This is a genomic window from Flavobacterium sp. RSSB_23, from assembly GCF_051547145.1.
Taxonomy (GTDB): Bacteria; Bacteroidota; Bacteroidia; order Flavobacteriales; family Flavobacteriaceae; genus Flavobacterium.
On record NZ_JBPTTO010000003.1, the window covers coordinates 81,048 to 96,857 of the forward strand.

At 33.1% G+C, this 15,810-nt stretch carries 13 protein-coding genes; 5 read left to right on the top strand and 8 right to left on the bottom strand.

Annotated features, from left to right (window positions below):
• Positions 1-126 precede the first annotated feature (126 nt).
• From ACSVH9_RS07115 to gpmI, 3 genes are all read left to right on the top strand, one after another.
• Positions 127-2,520: a DUF5916 domain-containing protein gene (locus tag ACSVH9_RS07115; protein ID WP_438063108.1), complete on the top strand. Its 2,394-nt coding sequence runs from the start codon at positions 127-129 to the stop codon at positions 2,518-2,520.
• Between the two features lie 150 nt (positions 2,521-2,670).
• Positions 2,671-5,097, top strand: coding sequence for a DUF5916 domain-containing protein (locus tag ACSVH9_RS07120; RefSeq protein WP_438063109.1), 2,427 nt, complete (start codon positions 2,671-2,673; stop codon positions 5,095-5,097).
• A 120-nt stretch (positions 5,098-5,217) separates the two neighbouring features.
• A complete protein-coding gene (gene gpmI / locus ACSVH9_RS07125) occupies positions 5,218-6,735 on the top strand; it encodes a 2,3-bisphosphoglycerate-independent phosphoglycerate mutase (protein WP_438063110.1) in 1,518 nt (505 codons plus the stop codon).
• A 76-nt stretch (positions 6,736-6,811) separates the two neighbouring features.
• On the opposite strand, the gene ACSVH9_RS07130 is transcribed toward gpmI, so the two are convergent.
• Both ACSVH9_RS07130 and ACSVH9_RS07135 read right to left on the bottom strand, forming a co-directional pair.
• Positions 6,812-7,699 (bottom strand): 3-hydroxyacyl-CoA dehydrogenase family protein, encoded by an 888-nt coding sequence (locus ACSVH9_RS07130; RefSeq protein WP_438063111.1) that lies wholly within the window; start codon positions 7,697-7,699, stop codon positions 6,812-6,814.
• Between the two features lie 80 nt (positions 7,700-7,779).
• Entirely contained in the window at positions 7,780-8,745 is a 966-nt protein-coding gene (locus tag ACSVH9_RS07135) for a Gfo/Idh/MocA family protein (protein ID WP_438063112.1), read from the bottom strand.
• 166 nt (positions 8,746-8,911) lie between these two features.
• Here ACSVH9_RS07135 and ACSVH9_RS07140 point away from each other — a divergent pair, with 166 nt between their 5' ends.
• On the top strand, positions 8,912-9,553 hold the full coding sequence (locus ACSVH9_RS07140; RefSeq protein ID WP_438063113.1) for a protein-L-isoaspartate(D-aspartate) O-methyltransferase: 642 nt from the start codon (positions 8,912-8,914) through the stop codon (positions 9,551-9,553).
• A 54-nt stretch (positions 9,554-9,607) separates the two neighbouring features.
• On the opposite strand, the gene ACSVH9_RS07145 is transcribed toward ACSVH9_RS07140, so the two are convergent.
• Both ACSVH9_RS07145 and smpB read right to left on the bottom strand, forming a co-directional pair.
• Positions 9,608-10,246, bottom strand: coding sequence for a hypothetical protein (locus ACSVH9_RS07145; protein ID WP_438063114.1), 639 nt, complete (start codon positions 10,244-10,246; stop codon positions 9,608-9,610).
• Positions 10,247-10,308: 62 nt separating this feature from the next.
• Positions 10,309-10,761 carry an SsrA-binding protein SmpB gene (gene smpB, locus ACSVH9_RS07150; protein WP_159685110.1) on the bottom strand — a complete coding sequence of 151 codons (453 nt, stop codon included), beginning with the start codon at positions 10,759-10,761 and terminating at the stop codon, positions 10,309-10,311.
• A gap of 385 nt (positions 10,762-11,146) precedes the next feature.
• On the opposite strand from smpB, the gene ACSVH9_RS07155 reads away from it, so the two are divergent.
• On the top strand, positions 11,147-11,368 hold the full coding sequence (locus tag ACSVH9_RS07155) for a VF530 family DNA-binding protein (protein ID WP_438063115.1): 222 nt from the start codon (positions 11,147-11,149) through the stop codon (positions 11,366-11,368).
• On the opposite strand, the gene ACSVH9_RS07160 is transcribed toward ACSVH9_RS07155, so the two are convergent.
• The 4 genes from ACSVH9_RS07160 to ACSVH9_RS07175 all read right to left on the bottom strand — a co-directional run bounded on the left by ACSVH9_RS07160 (position 11,365) and on the right by ACSVH9_RS07175 (position 15,650).
• The gene (locus ACSVH9_RS07160) at positions 11,365-11,922 is read right to left on the bottom strand and encodes a DUF3575 domain-containing protein (protein ID WP_438063304.1); all 558 of its coding nucleotides are present in this window, start codon (positions 11,920-11,922) and stop codon (positions 11,365-11,367) included. The two genes, ACSVH9_RS07155 and ACSVH9_RS07160, sit on opposite strands and share 4 nt — an antisense overlap.
• 112 nt (positions 11,923-12,034) lie before the next feature.
• On the bottom strand, positions 12,035-14,233 hold the full coding sequence (locus ACSVH9_RS07165) for a TonB-dependent receptor plug domain-containing protein (protein ID WP_438063116.1): 2,199 nt from the start codon (positions 14,231-14,233) through the stop codon (positions 12,035-12,037).
• A gap of 3 nt (positions 14,234-14,236) precedes the next feature.
• Positions 14,237-14,785, bottom strand: a complete 549-nt coding sequence (locus ACSVH9_RS07170; RefSeq protein WP_438063117.1) for a GNAT family N-acetyltransferase — start codon at positions 14,783-14,785, stop codon at positions 14,237-14,239.
• A gap of 10 nt (positions 14,786-14,795) precedes the next feature.
• Positions 14,796-15,650: an aldose 1-epimerase family protein gene (locus tag ACSVH9_RS07175; RefSeq protein WP_438063118.1), complete on the bottom strand. Its 855-nt coding sequence runs from the start codon at positions 15,648-15,650 to the stop codon at positions 14,796-14,798.
• Between the last annotated feature and the right edge of the window lie 160 nt (positions 15,651-15,810).

The following is a 15,810-nucleotide window of genomic DNA, read 5'->3' on the forward strand; positions in this document are numbered from 1 at the left end:
GTATTTCATCGATAAAATTTAACACTTAGTCGATTTATTTTTTCTTGTGAATATTATGAAATAAAGTTAACATTAGCTTGTTTATATGTTAAATTTTATATTTTTACTGTATATAAGCACCCCAAAATGAAAAAAAAGTACTTGTTTTTACTTGTTTTATTGATTATTTTCAAAAATACGGTTTGGTCACAAAAAAAAGTTTTAGTGACGAAATCTACTACGGAAAACATAACTATTGATGGGAAATTTAACGAGAAAGCTTGGATTAACGCTGACGTAGCGACTGATTTCGTGATGTTTGAACCAGATAATGGGAAGCCAATAAGTGCCGATAAGAAAACAGAGATTAAAATTATTTATGATAACAATGCAGTTTATATTGCAGCTTCAATGTATGATAATGAACCTACCAAAATTCAAAGAGAAATAACCAATAGAGATGTTTTTGGAGTTTCGGACCATTTTTCTGTTTTTATTAATGGATTTAATGATGGGCAACAAGATTTTAGATTTTTTGTTAGTGCTGCTGGAGTTCAAATGGATTGTCTTGCTACAGAAGATTTTGAGGATTTTTCATGGGATGCGATTTGGGATAGTAAAGTCGTTCTGACGGATTTTGGTTGGACTGTTGAAATGAAAATACCCTATGCAGCCTTGCGTTTTTCAAATCAAGAAAAGCAAACTTGGGGAATTAATTTCATGCGAGAAATCAAAAGGGATGTTCAAAAATATACTTGGAATTTAGTGGACACTAAAATTGGAGCAGTGATTCCTCAAGCTGGAATATTAGAGGGTATTTCTAATATTGATACACCAACGCGTCTTTTTTTAATTCCTTATTCTTCTATATACAATCAGAGAAATGACATTGGTTCTGAAACGACTTTTAAAGCCGGTTTGGATTTGAAATACGGTATCAATGATTCGTTTACTTTAGACGCTATTTTAGTTCCGGATTTTGGTCAAACCAAATTTGATAATGCCATTCTGATTCTTGAACCTTTTGAACAACAATTTCAAGAAAACCGCCCTTTCTTTACTGAAGGAACCGATTTGTTTACAAAAGGGAATTTGTTTTATTCCAGAAGAATTGGACTGGCTCCTACAACGGAGGTTAATCTTAATAAAGATGAAGAAATCACTAATTATCCTAATTCAGTTGACTTAATTAATGCAGTAAAAGTCTCTGGTAGAACACAAAAAGGGTTGGGTGTTGGTTTTTTGAATGCTGTTACCGAAAAAACATTTGCAACCATTAGAGATACTATCACCAATTCTCAACGAAAAGAAGTAATTGAACCTCTTACCAATTATAATGTTTTAGTTTTTGACCAACGTTTTAATCAAAACTCATCGGTAACCTTTATCAACACGAATACTACACGAAATGGAGGTTTTAGAGATGCCAATGTTTCTGGGCTTTTATTCGACTTAAGTACCAAAGCAAATTCGTATAATTTATATGGAGATTTTAAGTACAGTACTATCAATGATGTTCAGGATTATAACGGTTATAAAACCGCAATAAATTTTGCTAAAACTAGCGGAAAATACCGCTATTTGTTTTCAGGTAAATACATTTCTGAAAATTATGATATCAATGATTTGGGTATTATTTTTTATACCAATTACCATGGTTTTTTAGCAAATGGAAGTTATAGAATTGTCAATCCAACCAAAGTTTTCAATACTTTTAAAGTAGAACAAGAATTCAATGCCGAGATTCAAAATACATTTGGAAAACTTCAGGAGGCTTGGTATAAGACTGTTTTAAAAGGAACTACTTTAAATAATGATTATTTTGAGTTTGCTTTTGTGGCTAATCCATTGGTAACCTATGATTTTTACGAACCTAGAGAGTACAATCGTTATGTTTTTATTCCCAAAAGAGTATCGTCTTATTTTGGAATTGAAATGAACAGAAATCATCCTTTTACATTTGATTTAACCATTTCAGGAGCTAAATTTGATGAAGAAGGAAGGTATAATTATGGTTTTTATGCGAGTCCAAAATATCGCTTTAATGATAAGTTGTCTTTGGCCTATGCTATCGATTATTTGAATAAAAAAAATGATAGGGGTTGGGTAGACACAACAACTGATGGAATTATTTTTGCCGAACGTAACAGAGAATACATTCAACATGATTTTACGGGTAAGTATGCGATAAACGAAAAAATGACGATTAATTTAACAGCACGTTACTATTGGTCTTATGCTAAAAACCATGAATTTCTAACATTACAAGATGACGGAAAGTTAGCTCTCAATACTTTATACAACGAAAACAAAAATCGAAATTTTAATTCTTGGAACTTTGATTTGTCCTATACTTGGTGGTTTGCACCTGGTAGTCAATTGTCTTTTTTATATAGAAATTTTGCTTTAGATAGAACAGATGCCGTTGAAAAGAATTTTTCGACCAATTTCAAAAATGTTTTAAATAACAATTTGACCACTAATCTGTCTGTAAGTATTCGTTATTTTATTGACTACAATACCATAAAGAATAGTTTTTAGTTTTTGTAGCCAAAATAATAATTTTTTGAATAATCAAGATTTGTTTTGAAATGATGAAATGAAAATTAGTTTGTAAAACTGTAACAAACTTTAATTTAGTAAGTCTATTAAAGAAATTCAGACGCATTCATCATCAATCAATCAGATTCTATGAGATTTTTTCTTCTTATCAGTGGACTTCTTTTTACTTTTTTTGTATATAGCCAAAAGAAAAACCTCGAAACAAAGTTTATAACAACTCCTATAGTAGTTGACGGTAAAATAAATGAACAATCTTGGGAACAAGTAGCCTCTGCTACTGATTTTGTGATGTTTCAACCCGATAATGGAAAGCCTGTACTACCCGAAAGAAGAACTGAAGTAAAAGTACTTTATGATAATACGGCTATTTACATTGCTGCAAAGATGTATGATAATGAGCCCAATAAGATTTTAAAGGAAATCTCAAAAAGAGATGATTTTGGTACGGCTGACTTTTTTGGAATTTTCATAAACGGTTACAATGACGGGCAACAAAATTTTCAATTCTTTGTCAATGCCGCCGACGGACAAGCCGATTGTTTGGCAACAGATTCCAATGGAGAAGATTATTCTTGGGATGCGGTTTGGGATAGCAAAGCCGTGATTACTGATTTTGGTTGGGTAGTTGAAATGCGAATTCCGTATGCTGCTTTGCGTTTTTCTCCTGAAAAAGTGCAAACTTGGGGCGTTAACTTTTTTAGAGAAATACGAAGAGACCGTCAAAAGTACTCTTGGAATTTTATTGACTCAAAATTAGGAACCTTCACGCAACAAAATGGGGTTTTAACGGGTATAGCAAATATAGAAACCCCAACACGTTTGTTCTTTTTACCTTATTCATCGTTTTATTTGAATGCCAATGACCAACAAAAAACGAAAGGTACTTTAAAAGGAGGCTTAGATTTGAAGTACGGAATTAACGATGCGTTTACGCTTGATGCCATTTTGATTCCAGATTTTGGTCAAACCAAATATGATGATGTAATTTTAAATTTAGGTCCATTTGAACAACAATTCAATGAAAATAGACCTTTCTTCACTGAAGGAACCGACTTGTTTAGCAAAGGAAATTTGTTGTATTCTCGACGAATTGGTGGTGCACCAACTAATTATCCTACTACTGGCACAAATGAAATAATTACAGATAATCCTGCAAGTGTAAATTTGATTAATGCTTTAAAAGTTTCAGGAAGAACCAAAGGTGGACTTGGTATCGGGGTCTTGAATGCGGTTACTGAAAAGACTACAGCAACCATTACAAATACTGTAACTGGAGATTCACGAAAAGAAGTGGTTGAACCTTTAGCGAATTATAATGTATTGGTTTTGGACCAGCGTTTTAGAAAAAATTCTTCAATTGCCTTTGTAAATACTAATGTGACCAGAAACGGTAGTTTTAGAGACGGAAATGTTTCTGCTTTGGTTTGGGATTTGAATACCAAAGCGAATACTTACAACTTGTCAGGTGATTTTAAATACAGTTATGTTAATGAAGATAAAATTAAAACGGGTATTGCGACTCAATTGAATTTTGCAGAAACCTCTGGGAACTATCGCTATAGTTTAGGAGCAGATATGTATACCAAAGATTTTGATAACAATGATTTGGGAATCAATTTTGAGACGAATTATTACAGTTTTTATGGAAATGCCAATTATCGAATTCTAAACCCAACCAAACGTTTTAATGGTTTTAGAGTAAACTATAATAACTTCATTCAATTTAACAAAGAAACGGGGCAAGTTCAGGGAAGCAATATCAACATCAACACCAATATTGAAACGTTGAAGAATAATTCTTATGGCTTTGGAATTAATTTCAATCCATTTGAACGTTATGATTATTATGAACCACGTCAAGCTGGAAGATTTGTTATTGCACCCACGAGTTACAGTTTTTGGGCTTATTATTCTCGTAATTATAACTACAAATTTGCTTTTGATGTCAATCCAGAATATTCAAGAGCAGATGAACCTGGGAGAGATTTTATTGGGATTACTCTTAGTCCAAGATACCGTTTTAATGATAAACTAGCGATGGTTTATGATTTTAGTTATTCGAGACGTAATAATAATAAAGGGTTTATTGATGTTTTAGGTAATGTTTTTGATTCAGCAGGTAACAATGTCATTTTATTTGCTAATAGAAATGTAATTACCTATGCTCACATTGTTTCTGGGAAGTATTCAATCAACAGTCAAATGAATTTTAACTTGTCACTTCGCCAATATTGGTCTTATGCGGAAAATAAAAACATTCTTTCCTTAACTGATAAAGGGCGTTTGGTAGATTATTTGGGATACAATCAAAACAAAAATTCAAGTTTTTATTCTTGGAATATGGACTTGTCGTATTCTTGGTGGTTTGCTCCTGGAAGCCAAGTTTCATTTTTATATCGCAACAGTTCTGCAAATTTTGAACGTGATATTAATAAAGATTACGGAGATAATATAAGTAGACTTTTGACCAATGAAAAGTTGCAACATACGTTGTCAGTTAGTGTACGTTATTTCATTGATTACAATGAAATAAAAAATCAATTTATTAAAAGCTAAATTCAATTTTTAACTACTTATTTGTGATTATTTATCCCCTACAACGATTGAAATTTTTAGGTATGTTTTGAAACCTTTTTCGGCTTTTGAAAATTCTTTATCTTTGATAAAAAAATTATCATGAATAAGAAAGTTATACTTATGATTCTTGATGGATGGGGAAAATCTCCTGATCCTAAAGTATCTGCAATAGACAATGCAAATGTTCCTTTTATAAATAGTCTATACGACAACTATCCAAGTGCACAGTTAAGAACTGATGGTTTAAACGTTGGTTTACCAGAAGGTCAGATGGGTAATAGTGAGGTAGGTCATATGAACCTTGGTGCGGGAAGAATCGTGTATCAAGATTTGGCTAAAATTAATTTGGCGGTAGCTAATAATACTTTAGCAAAAGAGCCTGTTCTAATTGATGCTTTTACTTATGCCAAAGAAAACAACAAAAAAGTACACTTTTTAGGCCTAGTTTCTGATGGAGGAGTGCATTCACATACTTCGCATTTACGCGGATTGATTACGGCTTCTCAAGAATACGGTTTGGAAAATGTATTTGTACACGCCTTTACCGATGGTCGTGATGTGGATCCAAAATCAGGAAAACAATACATCCAAGATTTAGAAAATTTCATAGCACCCACTACTGCTAAATTAGCATCTGTTGTTGGTAGATATTATGCTATGGATCGTGATAAAAGATGGGAACGCGTAAAATTAGCTTACGATTTAGTAGTTAACGGTACAGGAAAGCCTACTCAAGATGCTGTTGCGTCTATTGAAGAAAGTTACGCAAAAAATGTTACAGATGAGTTTATTGATCCGTTAGTAGTGGTTGATGCTACTAATCAACCTTTGGCAACTATTCAGGCTGATGACGTGGTAATCTTTTTTAACTTCAGAACTGATAGAGGCCGAGAGTTAACAGAAGCTCTTTCTCAAAAAGATTTTCATGAGCAAAACATGCACAAATTGCCTTTGTATTATGTTACATTGACGAATTACGATGAAACTTACGAAAATGTAAAAGTAGTTTATAACAAAGATAATATTACTGAGACACTTGGTGAAGTTTTAGAAAAAGCGAATAAAAAACAAATTCGTATTGCAGAAACAGAAAAGTATCCACACGTAACGTTCTTTTTCTCTGGTGGTAGAGAAACTCCATTTGAGGGCGAAACTCGTATCTTGAGGAATTCTCCAAAAGTAGCCACTTATGATTTGAAACCTGAAATGAGCGCATATGAATTGAAAGATGCATTGGTTCCTGAATTGAATAAAGGTGAAGTTGATTTTGTTTGTTTGAATTTCGCAAATGGTGATATGGTTGGTCATACAGGAGTAATGAGTGCTGCTATTCAAGCTTGTGAAGCAGTAGATGCTTGTGTGAAAGAGGTAATTGAAGCGGCTTTGGCAAATGATTATACCACTATCGTAATTGCGGACCATGGAAATTGCGAAACGATGATTAATCCTGATGGTAGTCCAAATACAGCGCACACTACGAATCCAGTGCCAATTATTCTAGTTGACAAAGAATTGAAAAAAATTAATGATGGTGTGTTAGGTGATATTGCTCCAACAATTTTAGAATTGATGGGAATTGAAAAACCTGCTGTGATGACAAGTCATTCGTTATTGTAGTCTAAAATCTTATATAAAAATAACAAACCCCAAAATCATTTGATTTTGGGGTTTGTTATTTTTAGGGAATAAAAAATTACAAAAACATTTTTGAAATTTTTTCAGCTTTTTTGCTCTCACTGTAGTCATAGAATCCTTCTCCTGATTTTACTCCTAATTTTCCAGCACGTACCATATTGACCAATAATGGGCAAGGAGCATACTTTGGATTTTTGAATCCTTCGTACATTACATTTAAAATGGCTAAACACACATCCAAACCAATAAAATCTGCTAATTGTAACGGTCCCATTGGATGTCCCATTCCAAGTTTCATTACCGTATCTATTTCGTAAACGCCTGCTACTTTATTGTACAATGTTTCTATTGCTTCATTTAGCATAGGCATCAAAATTCGGTTCGCCACGAAACCAGGATAATCGTTTACCTCAACAGGTACTTTTCCTAGTTTTTCAGATAATTTCATGATAATTTCGGTAACCTCATCAGAAGTATTGTACCCTCTAATGATTTCAACTAATTTCATGATTGGCACCGGATTCATAAAATGCATACCGATAACGCGCTCTGGATGACTTACTACAGCTCCAATTTGTGTGATTGAAATTGATGAGGTATTGGTCGCTAAAATGGTATTGTGAGAACAAACTTCATTTAATTGTTTGAAGATATTCAGTTTTAAATCTACGTTTTCTATAGCGGCTTCAACCACTAAATCTACACCAACTACTCCGTCTTTGATATCCGTATACGTAATGATATTGGTAATAGTTTTGGCTTTGTCTTCTTCTGTAATGGTGCCTTTGCTTACCATTCGGTCCAAATTGGCTGCAATGGTTGCCATTCCTTTATCTAATGCTTTTTCAGAAACATCAATTAATTTTACTGTAAATCCGCTTTGTGCAAAGGTGTGGGCGATTCCGTTACCCATAGTACCTGAACCTATAACAGCTATTGTTTTCATAAGATTTTGTTTAAATATAAAAGCTCAAAGTTATAGCAAAAAACTTTAAGCTTTATTTTTTTTTAATTTTATATATAGGGTTATTTTTTAAAACAATCAATAATTTGATACGCTACTCTAAGCGCTTCTGTTGCTTGCTCTAAGGTAACAACTGGGGTAGTATTGTTGTTAATAGCGTCTGCGAAAGAGTTTAATTCGTCTAAGATAGCATTGTTTTGTTCTACCTCTGGATTAGAAAAATAGATTTGTTTTTTTACACCTTCTGCATTTTGTAAAATCATATCGAAATCGCCAGGAACTTCTGGAGCATCTTTCATTTTAACTACTTCGCATCTTTTTTCTAAAAAGTCAACAGAGATATACGCGTCTTTTTGAAAAAATCTTGATTTACGCATGTTTTTCATTGAAATTCGGCTAGCTGTTAAATTAGCTACACAACCGTTTTCAAATTCAATTCTTGCATTGGCAATATCTGGAGTTTCGCTAATAACAGATACACCACTAGCGCTTACATTTTTTACTTTGGATTGCACCACACTTAAAATAGCATCGATATCGTGTATCATTAAATCGAGTACAACAGGAACATCTGTCCCACGTGGATTGAACTCGGCTAGTCGATGGGCTTCAATAAACATAGGGTTTTCAATCATGTTTTTGGTAGCGATAAATGCAGGATTGAATCGTTCTACGTGACCTACTTGTCCTTTGACATTGTTTTCATTGGCTAAAGCGATAATTTCAAGCGCTTCATCAACAGTATTAGAGATAGGTTTTTCTATAAAGACGTGCTTTCCAGATTTAATGGCAACTTTGGCACATTTAAAATGAGAAAGCGTTGGTGTAACAATATCAATGACATCAACAGCATGAATTAGAGTAGCGATAGTTTTGAATTGTTTATAGCCAAATTCTTTTTCAATTTTTTGGCCATTTTCAAGATTTTCATCATAAAAACCTACTAATTCAAATTTGTCAGATTGTTGCAACAAACGCAAATGTATTTTTCCTAGGTGACCTGCACCCAATACTCCAATTTTTAGCATAAGAATGTTCTTTCTACAAAAATAGCAATTTAATGAGAAAATCCAATTTTTACAATTCCAAATTAAAGCCTCTTTTTATTAAAAAATGCTATTTTTTATTTGATTTTCTTTTTCATTTGGAATTTGAATTTTTAGTTTATTTTTACCAAAATAATTAGTTTTAGATTTGAAAGATACTGCCAAACATCAAGGACTTCGGAATCAATTAGTAAGCCTTTTGCAACAAAAAGGAATAACTGATAAGAACGTTTTAGATGCGATAAGTAAGATACCAAGACACCTTTTTTTAAACTCAAGTTTTGAAGATTATGCTTATCAAGACAAAGCGTTTCCTATTGGTGCCGGTCAAACAATTTCACAACCGTACACTGTCGCTTTTCAATCTCAATTGTTAGAAGTTAAAAAAGATGACAAAGTATTAGAAATAGGTACGGGTTCAGGATATCAAACGGCTGTTTTGTATGCAATGGGAGCAAAAGTATATAGTGTTGAACGTCAAAATGAATTGTTCAAGAAGACTTCTGTTTTGTTTCCAAAATTAGGGATAAGACCTAAGCATTTGTCTTTTGGAGATGGTTATAAAGGATTGCCATTGCATGCACCATTTGATAGTATTATTGTTACTGCAGGTGCTCCGATTATTCCAAAGCCGCTTATGGCTCAGTTAAAGATAGGAGGAAGGTTGGTAATTCCTCTAGGGGAAGATGTCCAAATAATGACCTTATTGATTCGAAAAAATGCTACACAATTTGAAAAGCACGAATTTGGAGAATTTCGATTTGTTCCTTTGTTAGAAGATAAAAATTAAAAAAAAAGGGTTTTGAATATAGTTTCAAAACCCTTTTTTAAACTTGTTTAGTGTTTATTTTTTTGTAACAGAACCGTCTTTTATCATTTGCTTATATAGTGTTTTCATAATTTCATCCACAGTTAAGCCTATGTCTGTTATATAAGAAGATTTGGTAGTACCAGTCCAGATTAACTTGTTTTTATTTAGAGAAAATATGTTGGTTTCGACCATATAGTAGGTTGTCTCTTGGTAATATCCAGGTGTATAAAAATTAGGGGAATACATTCCGTACCAGTTTCCAAAACCATAACCATACATTCCAGTATACATTCCTCCAAAACCTCCGTAGTACAAGGAAGTATTTGTTCCAGGAACATAATTGGTTTCTTTTTCTGTACTAACTAAACGCATAGTCAAAACACCGTCAAAATTCTCATCTTTAAGGATTTTGAGTTTTTGTTCGTTGGTTAGCTGTAAATTGGTTCCGTTTAAATATTGGTAGGAAGTTTTAAAGATAGGATTAGCTGAAGCAATTCTGTTTTCAGTTGTTCTGCGAGTGGCTTCGTCTTTTACTAAAGCTACAACTAGAACTTTTTTGAATTGTTCTTGAGTGATTGTTGTTTCTGGGTCATTCCAACTGTTTACTATTGCAGTATTGCTACCACAGCTAACTAGTAAAATACAAAATAGGGAAGTTAAATACAATTTCATAATCGTTATTTTTTTGGTTTTGAAAAGTAAAAATAACGATTATACTTAATAAAAGTTGAAAATTAATACGCTTTTTTTATTCTATCTAAATCTCTTTTAGTGTCTTGCTCTTTTAGAGATTCTCTTTTGTCGTAATTTTTCTTTCCTCTACAAAGACCAATTTGAAGTTTTGCCATACCTTTTTCATTGGTAAACAACTTTAAGGGGACAATAGTAAGCCCTTTGGCTTGTACACTTCGAGCTAAGGTTTTTAACTCTCTTTTGTTTAATAACAATTTGCGTTCACTTCTGGCTTTATGATTGAATTGGTTTCCAAAAGCATACTCTTCGATATAAGTATTGATGGCAAATAATTCGTTATTACTGAATTCGCAAAAGCTTTCGGTAATATTGGCTTTACCTAAACGAATAGATTTAATTTCGGTACCTACAAGTACAATTCCAGCAGTGTAGGTTTCGATTATTTCATAATCAAAGCGCGCTCTTTTGTTGAGAATGTTAACTGATTTTAGCATAGGACAGCAAATGTAGGATAAAAATAAAAATATTGGAAATATAGTTTTAGTTCTTTTTTTAATACCTGATTTTTATCATTCATTACTATAGAATTAGTTACTATTTTTGACATACAACTTAAAACAATTTTTATGTAAGAGTTACCCATTGTAATGATAAACTGTTTTGAATTTGATTTTTGAAGTTTGTTTATGAATTGATGTTAGTGCATACTGTTTAATGTTACAAATGATATACTTAGTACCGATGTCATTGTAAATTCTAATAAAATTGAGCGTGTGAATTAATATGATTTTTTAGATTAGTTAAAAAGAGAAAAGGTGTTTACAAATGGTAAACACCTTTTTTATGTCTTTTTTGAATCATTAATTGTATTTTTGCCTTATGAAACAACAATCAAAAGACCCTCTACACGGGATTACTTTACAAATGATAGTAGAGCAATTAGTTGCTTATTATGGATTTGATACTTTAGGTGAATTGATTAAAATTAAATGTTTTACAACTAACCCAAGTGTAAAATCAAGTTTGACTTTTTTACGAAAAACAGATTGGGCTAGAAAACAAGTAGAAGAGTTATACTTGCGTTCCCTAACTAAGTTTTAATTCAATTTGTAGGTTATCATTACGCCTCCTCTGTAGGGCAGCCATTCTCCACTTTTGTTCCAATCTTTTGCATTTTCATAGCGGCCTGGTGTGCCATCATTGTAATATCCTTTATAAAATCCTTGATGCCATCCACCACCGACAAAAGCGTCTAGGTTTATTTTTTCATTAATTTTGAAGTTATAACCAATTGTCCCTCCTAATCGATATCCAAAACCATTTTCATATTTATTGGAGTCCCAGTAATTCCATTTTTGAAGTTTATAAACATCTGGACCAATGTGACCACCAAAATACCAACCCTTATATTTCTCTTTAAAATGGTATCTAACTTCTGGTGTAAAGGTGTAAAATTGCATTGGATGTTTTCCATCAAATGATTTCCAGAACGAAGCCATTACATCAAAGCTAAAAGTCAATTTTTCTCCGATGCTTGTTTCAATTCCAATATTAGGAACACCAACTAATGCTGTCACGCCATTAAATTTGATATAGGTTTGACTATAAGAATTTAATGTTAATACAAATAGAACAACTGCAATAGTTTTTCTCATCTTCATCTTCTTTTCTGTAAAGATAAGCCTAATATTTGAAATAGGATTTGATGTTAAAAAAACAAATTTTGCTAATTCATAATAGAATTAGCAAAATCTGCTGTTTGTAAATTTAAAACGAATATTTTCCTCCCAAATAATAATTTCGCCCTCCAGCGTTTATTCCAGAAGCAAAAGTTCTGTATTGTATGTCCAATAAGTTTTCTATACCAGAAAAGAGGGTAAGGTTGTTTATTAATTTATGCGCACCTTTCAAATTATAGGTTTCCCAAGAAGGCATACCGTTGGCTGGTGCATATTGTAAATTGTCTTCTCCACTTGGAGAATAATCTTTTAGTCTTTTTTTGCCATTGTATAAAACATAAGCATCCACCATCCACTTATCGGCTTCATAACTCAAGCCTACTTTTCCATAGGTTGGAGCGATATGGTCTAGAGGAAATCTACCTGAGTTATTTTCAACTCTTCCGTTGGTGTAATTGAAGTTACCATACAAAAGCAATTTTGGAAACAAATACCATTTTAGAGAAGTTGAAAGCCCTACAATTTCCCCTTTTCCTTGATTTTGATTCGCGTAGATTTGACTTAATTGTCCTTCATATACCAAGCTATTTTGCCCGTTAAGTGTGTAAGGCGAAGTTACAATGGCGTCATACAATCGGGTATAAAAGAAGGTGTTTTCTAGTTGAAAGCGTTTACCTTCCCAAAAGGTGATTCCCATATCAGCAGTTACAGATTGTTCTGGTTTTATATTTTGATTCGGAACAATGACTCTTCCAGGAACGGATTCGAAAATTTTAGCCAAGTCATCGATATTCGGTACTCGAAAAGCTGAGGCTAAATTGAACACTAATTTCACATTCTTACTAGGGTTATGAACAATTCCAACGGCACCACTGTAGGTGAAATTTTCTTGTTTTACTGTTGTGTAAGGAAGTTTGAAAAAATTAGTATCAGTTTCACTATTCAATTGAGTAAAACCACCTCTAAAACTAGTATTGAATGTTGTTAAATCAGTAATGTCATTATTGAAATAAGCAAATGCTTCGGCTCTAAGTGTATTGTTTTTTCCATCAGGATAACGGGAATCTGTAACGGATTCGGCGTCAGTTAAGATGTTTTTGCGAATCCCTTTCGATTGTAAATCATCATAGTAAAAGTCGGCACCGTATACCAAATCTCCATTACCAATTTTAGTTTTAAAATCAGAAGTCAAGGCATACACGTTTACTTTTTCTATTCTTGAAGTTTGATTGGCACTGCCAAAGCTTCTGGTAATCCTGCTTTCTTCTACTCGTTGATAACTAGCGTTCAAATTCAAGGTTGTGGAGCCAAAAATGTCTTTTTTTACTAGTTTATAGGCTGATAAAAATCTGTCTTGTGGACCGTAATTCCAAACGGACGACCTTAATTTGCCTGCTGCATTGGTGTCCGTCAAACGGTCGTATCTTGGAATATCAGAAGTAGTGGAATATTGAATATTCAATTGATGTTTAGTAGATTCGTTTTGCTTAAAAACTACTTTTTGCATAAAATCATATTGCGTATAGCCAGAGAATTTCTGAATATATTTATTTGTGTTAGCCACTTGAGTGTCTACTCCGTTATTGGTTACTACATAAAAAGGGCGTTCTCCAAAAAAGGCATTATTTCCATTTTTGTTTTTTCCCATTCTTAAATCTCCAAATTCATTATAAGAAAAAGAGGTTAGACTCGCCCATCGATTGCCAGCATAATTAAAATCAAAATGACCAGATTTGCCTTCGTTTACAGTGCTGTAAGAAGACAATACGTTTCCAGAAAACTTTTTATTGTCATTTTCGTCAAGTAAACGGGCGTTTTTGGTTTGAAGAAAAATCGCTCCACCTATTGCATCACTTCCATAGACGGTAGAAGAAGGGCCGAAGAGCACATCAATATTTTCGAGCATATTTTTGTCAACGGTGATTATATTTTGCAAATGACCAGCACGATAAATAAGGTTGTTCATTCGGATTCCGTCTACAAGTAACAGAATTCTACTGGATTCAAAACCTCTAATGATTGGGCTACCGCCACCTTGTTGTGATTTTTGAACCGCCAATGTTCCAGAATTCGCAAGTGCATCAGCGCTGGTTTGAAAATTTTGAAACTCGATTTGTTTTTTGGACAGCGTTTCTATTTGCTGTGTCATTTTAATTTTAGGTTGTGCAAAACGTCTAGCACTAACCACTAGTTCGTTTAATTCAACAGCATTTACGCTGTCTTTTGTTGCTTGTGAAAAGCCCATAAAAGGGCATAGACAAAACAAGGCTATAATAACTTGCTTCATTTTTTACTTGTTCAATATGCTATATACCACCGCATCTATAAATTTACCATCATAAAACTCATTTTCTTTAAAATGTGCCTCTTTAACGAAACCACATTTTTGTAAAACTTTTTCAGATGCTCCATTTTCAGGGTCGATTACTCCTTCAATAGAATGTAATCGCATAGTATTGAAGCCATAATCTACAACGCATTGTACGGCCTCTGTAGTAATTCCTTTTCCGTGATATTCGGGTAAAATCATATAGCCAACCTCGGCTCTGTAATGTTCGGGTTTGATGTGATAGTGTCCAATAACTCCTAGCATGGTATCATCACCTTTTAATGTAATGGCCCAATTGATTCCTTCATTGGTTTCAATTTTGTCTTCCATCATTTGAATATGAGCTAAGGCTTCTTCGTGATTCGTTAACAAAGGCCTTGGGATGTACTTCATAGTTTCTGGATTGGAACGCAATTCGAACATTTCTTTAACATCAGAAGGCAGCACTCTTCTTAGGATGAGTCTTTCAGTTTCTAAAATTGGAAAAGGTGAGAAGTTGATGGTTAGCATTTGTCTAAATTTAAATAAGCGTTATTGTATAATTGGATTGAAAAAAAGAATTTGGCTCGACCAATTGAATCCCTTCTTTTTCAATAATTTTTCCTGAATTATTTGGGGTGTCTGAATAACCAAACCAAGGTTCAATACAAATAAAAGGAGCATTTACTGGTGTCCAAACGCCAAGGTCTGGAAAATCGGCATAGTCTACTTTGAGTATGGGTTGGTTTTCTTCTAAAATTGTTACAGATTTTGAAGGTATATTTTTGAACACTAAAGCATCATTTTCAAATAACGGATACTCCAAATTCAATTGTTGATTTGGGATTTCGATAGTTTTCGTTTGATTTGAAATCAACCCCTCCTCAAGTAAATGATAGGTTAGTGAATTTGAAGCATCAAATTGTAAACTATATTTTTCAAAAGCTTTGGGTAAAGCAAACGCAGGATGTCCTCCTATAGAAAACGGGAGTACACTATCCGATGTATTGATGACTTTGTATCCTAAATGCAATGAACAACCAATTAGGGTATAGCTCAATTGAAGTTCAAACGAGAAAGGATATTTTTTTAGCGTTTCTTCATTGGATTGTAATGAAAAAATAACACTGTCTTCCTTTTTATCTATTACTTCAAAGGTCAATTCTCGAGCAAAGCCGTGACGTGGTAGCGAATAGGAGTCGCCATTATTTTCAAAAGTATTGTTTTTTAAAGAACCTACTATTGGGAACAAAATAGGGGAGTGCTTTCCCCAAAAATTAGGGTCACCTTCCCAAATGAATTCCTTGTTGTTTTTATCTTTTAAAGAAAATAATTCGGCTCCAAGTGTTTTAAATTGTGCCGTTATTTGGTCGTTTTTTATGGTAATTGTGGTCACGATTTTTTTATTTTATAATGAAAGGTAAAGATATTGATATTCCTATAAACAGAGAAGCTGAATATATTAAACCTTAAGAATTATCTTAATTTCTTTATTTGTAATGTTATAAATAACTATTTTTTCATTTAATTTGTAGCTACACTAACAAAAATTATAG

Coding starts and splice junctions, on each gene's coding strand:
- ACSVH9_RS07165 (WP_438063116.1), bottom strand. CDS start 14,233: ATGAAGCAAGTTATTATAGCCTTGTTTTGTCTATGCCCTTTTATGGGC.
- ACSVH9_RS07120 (WP_438063109.1), top strand. CDS start 2,671: ATGAGATTTTTTCTTCTTATCAGTGGACTTCTTTTTACTTTTTTTGTA.
- ACSVH9_RS07135 (WP_438063112.1), bottom strand. CDS start 8,745: ATGCTAAAAATTGGAGTATTGGGTGCAGGTCACCTAGGAAAAATACAT.
- ACSVH9_RS07145 (WP_438063114.1), bottom strand. CDS start 10,246: ATGAAATTGTATTTAACTTCCCTATTTTGTATTTTACTAGTTAGCTGT.
- ACSVH9_RS07115 (WP_438063108.1), top strand. CDS start 127: ATGAAAAAAAAGTACTTGTTTTTACTTGTTTTATTGATTATTTTCAAA.
- ACSVH9_RS07155 (WP_438063115.1), top strand. CDS start 11,147: ATGAAACAACAATCAAAAGACCCTCTACACGGGATTACTTTACAAATG.
- ACSVH9_RS07160 (WP_438063304.1), bottom strand. CDS start 11,922: ATGAGAAAAACTATTGCAGTTGTTCTATTTGTATTAACATTAAATTCT.
- gpmI (WP_438063110.1), top strand. CDS start 5,218: ATGAATAAGAAAGTTATACTTATGATTCTTGATGGATGGGGAAAATCT.
- ACSVH9_RS07130 (WP_438063111.1), bottom strand. CDS start 7,699: ATGAAAACAATAGCTGTTATAGGTTCAGGTACTATGGGTAACGGAATC.
- smpB (WP_159685110.1), bottom strand. CDS start 10,761: ATGCTAAAATCAGTTAACATTCTCAACAAAAGAGCGCGCTTTGATTAT.
- ACSVH9_RS07170 (WP_438063117.1), bottom strand. CDS start 14,785: ATGCTAACCATCAACTTCTCACCTTTTCCAATTTTAGAAACTGAAAGA.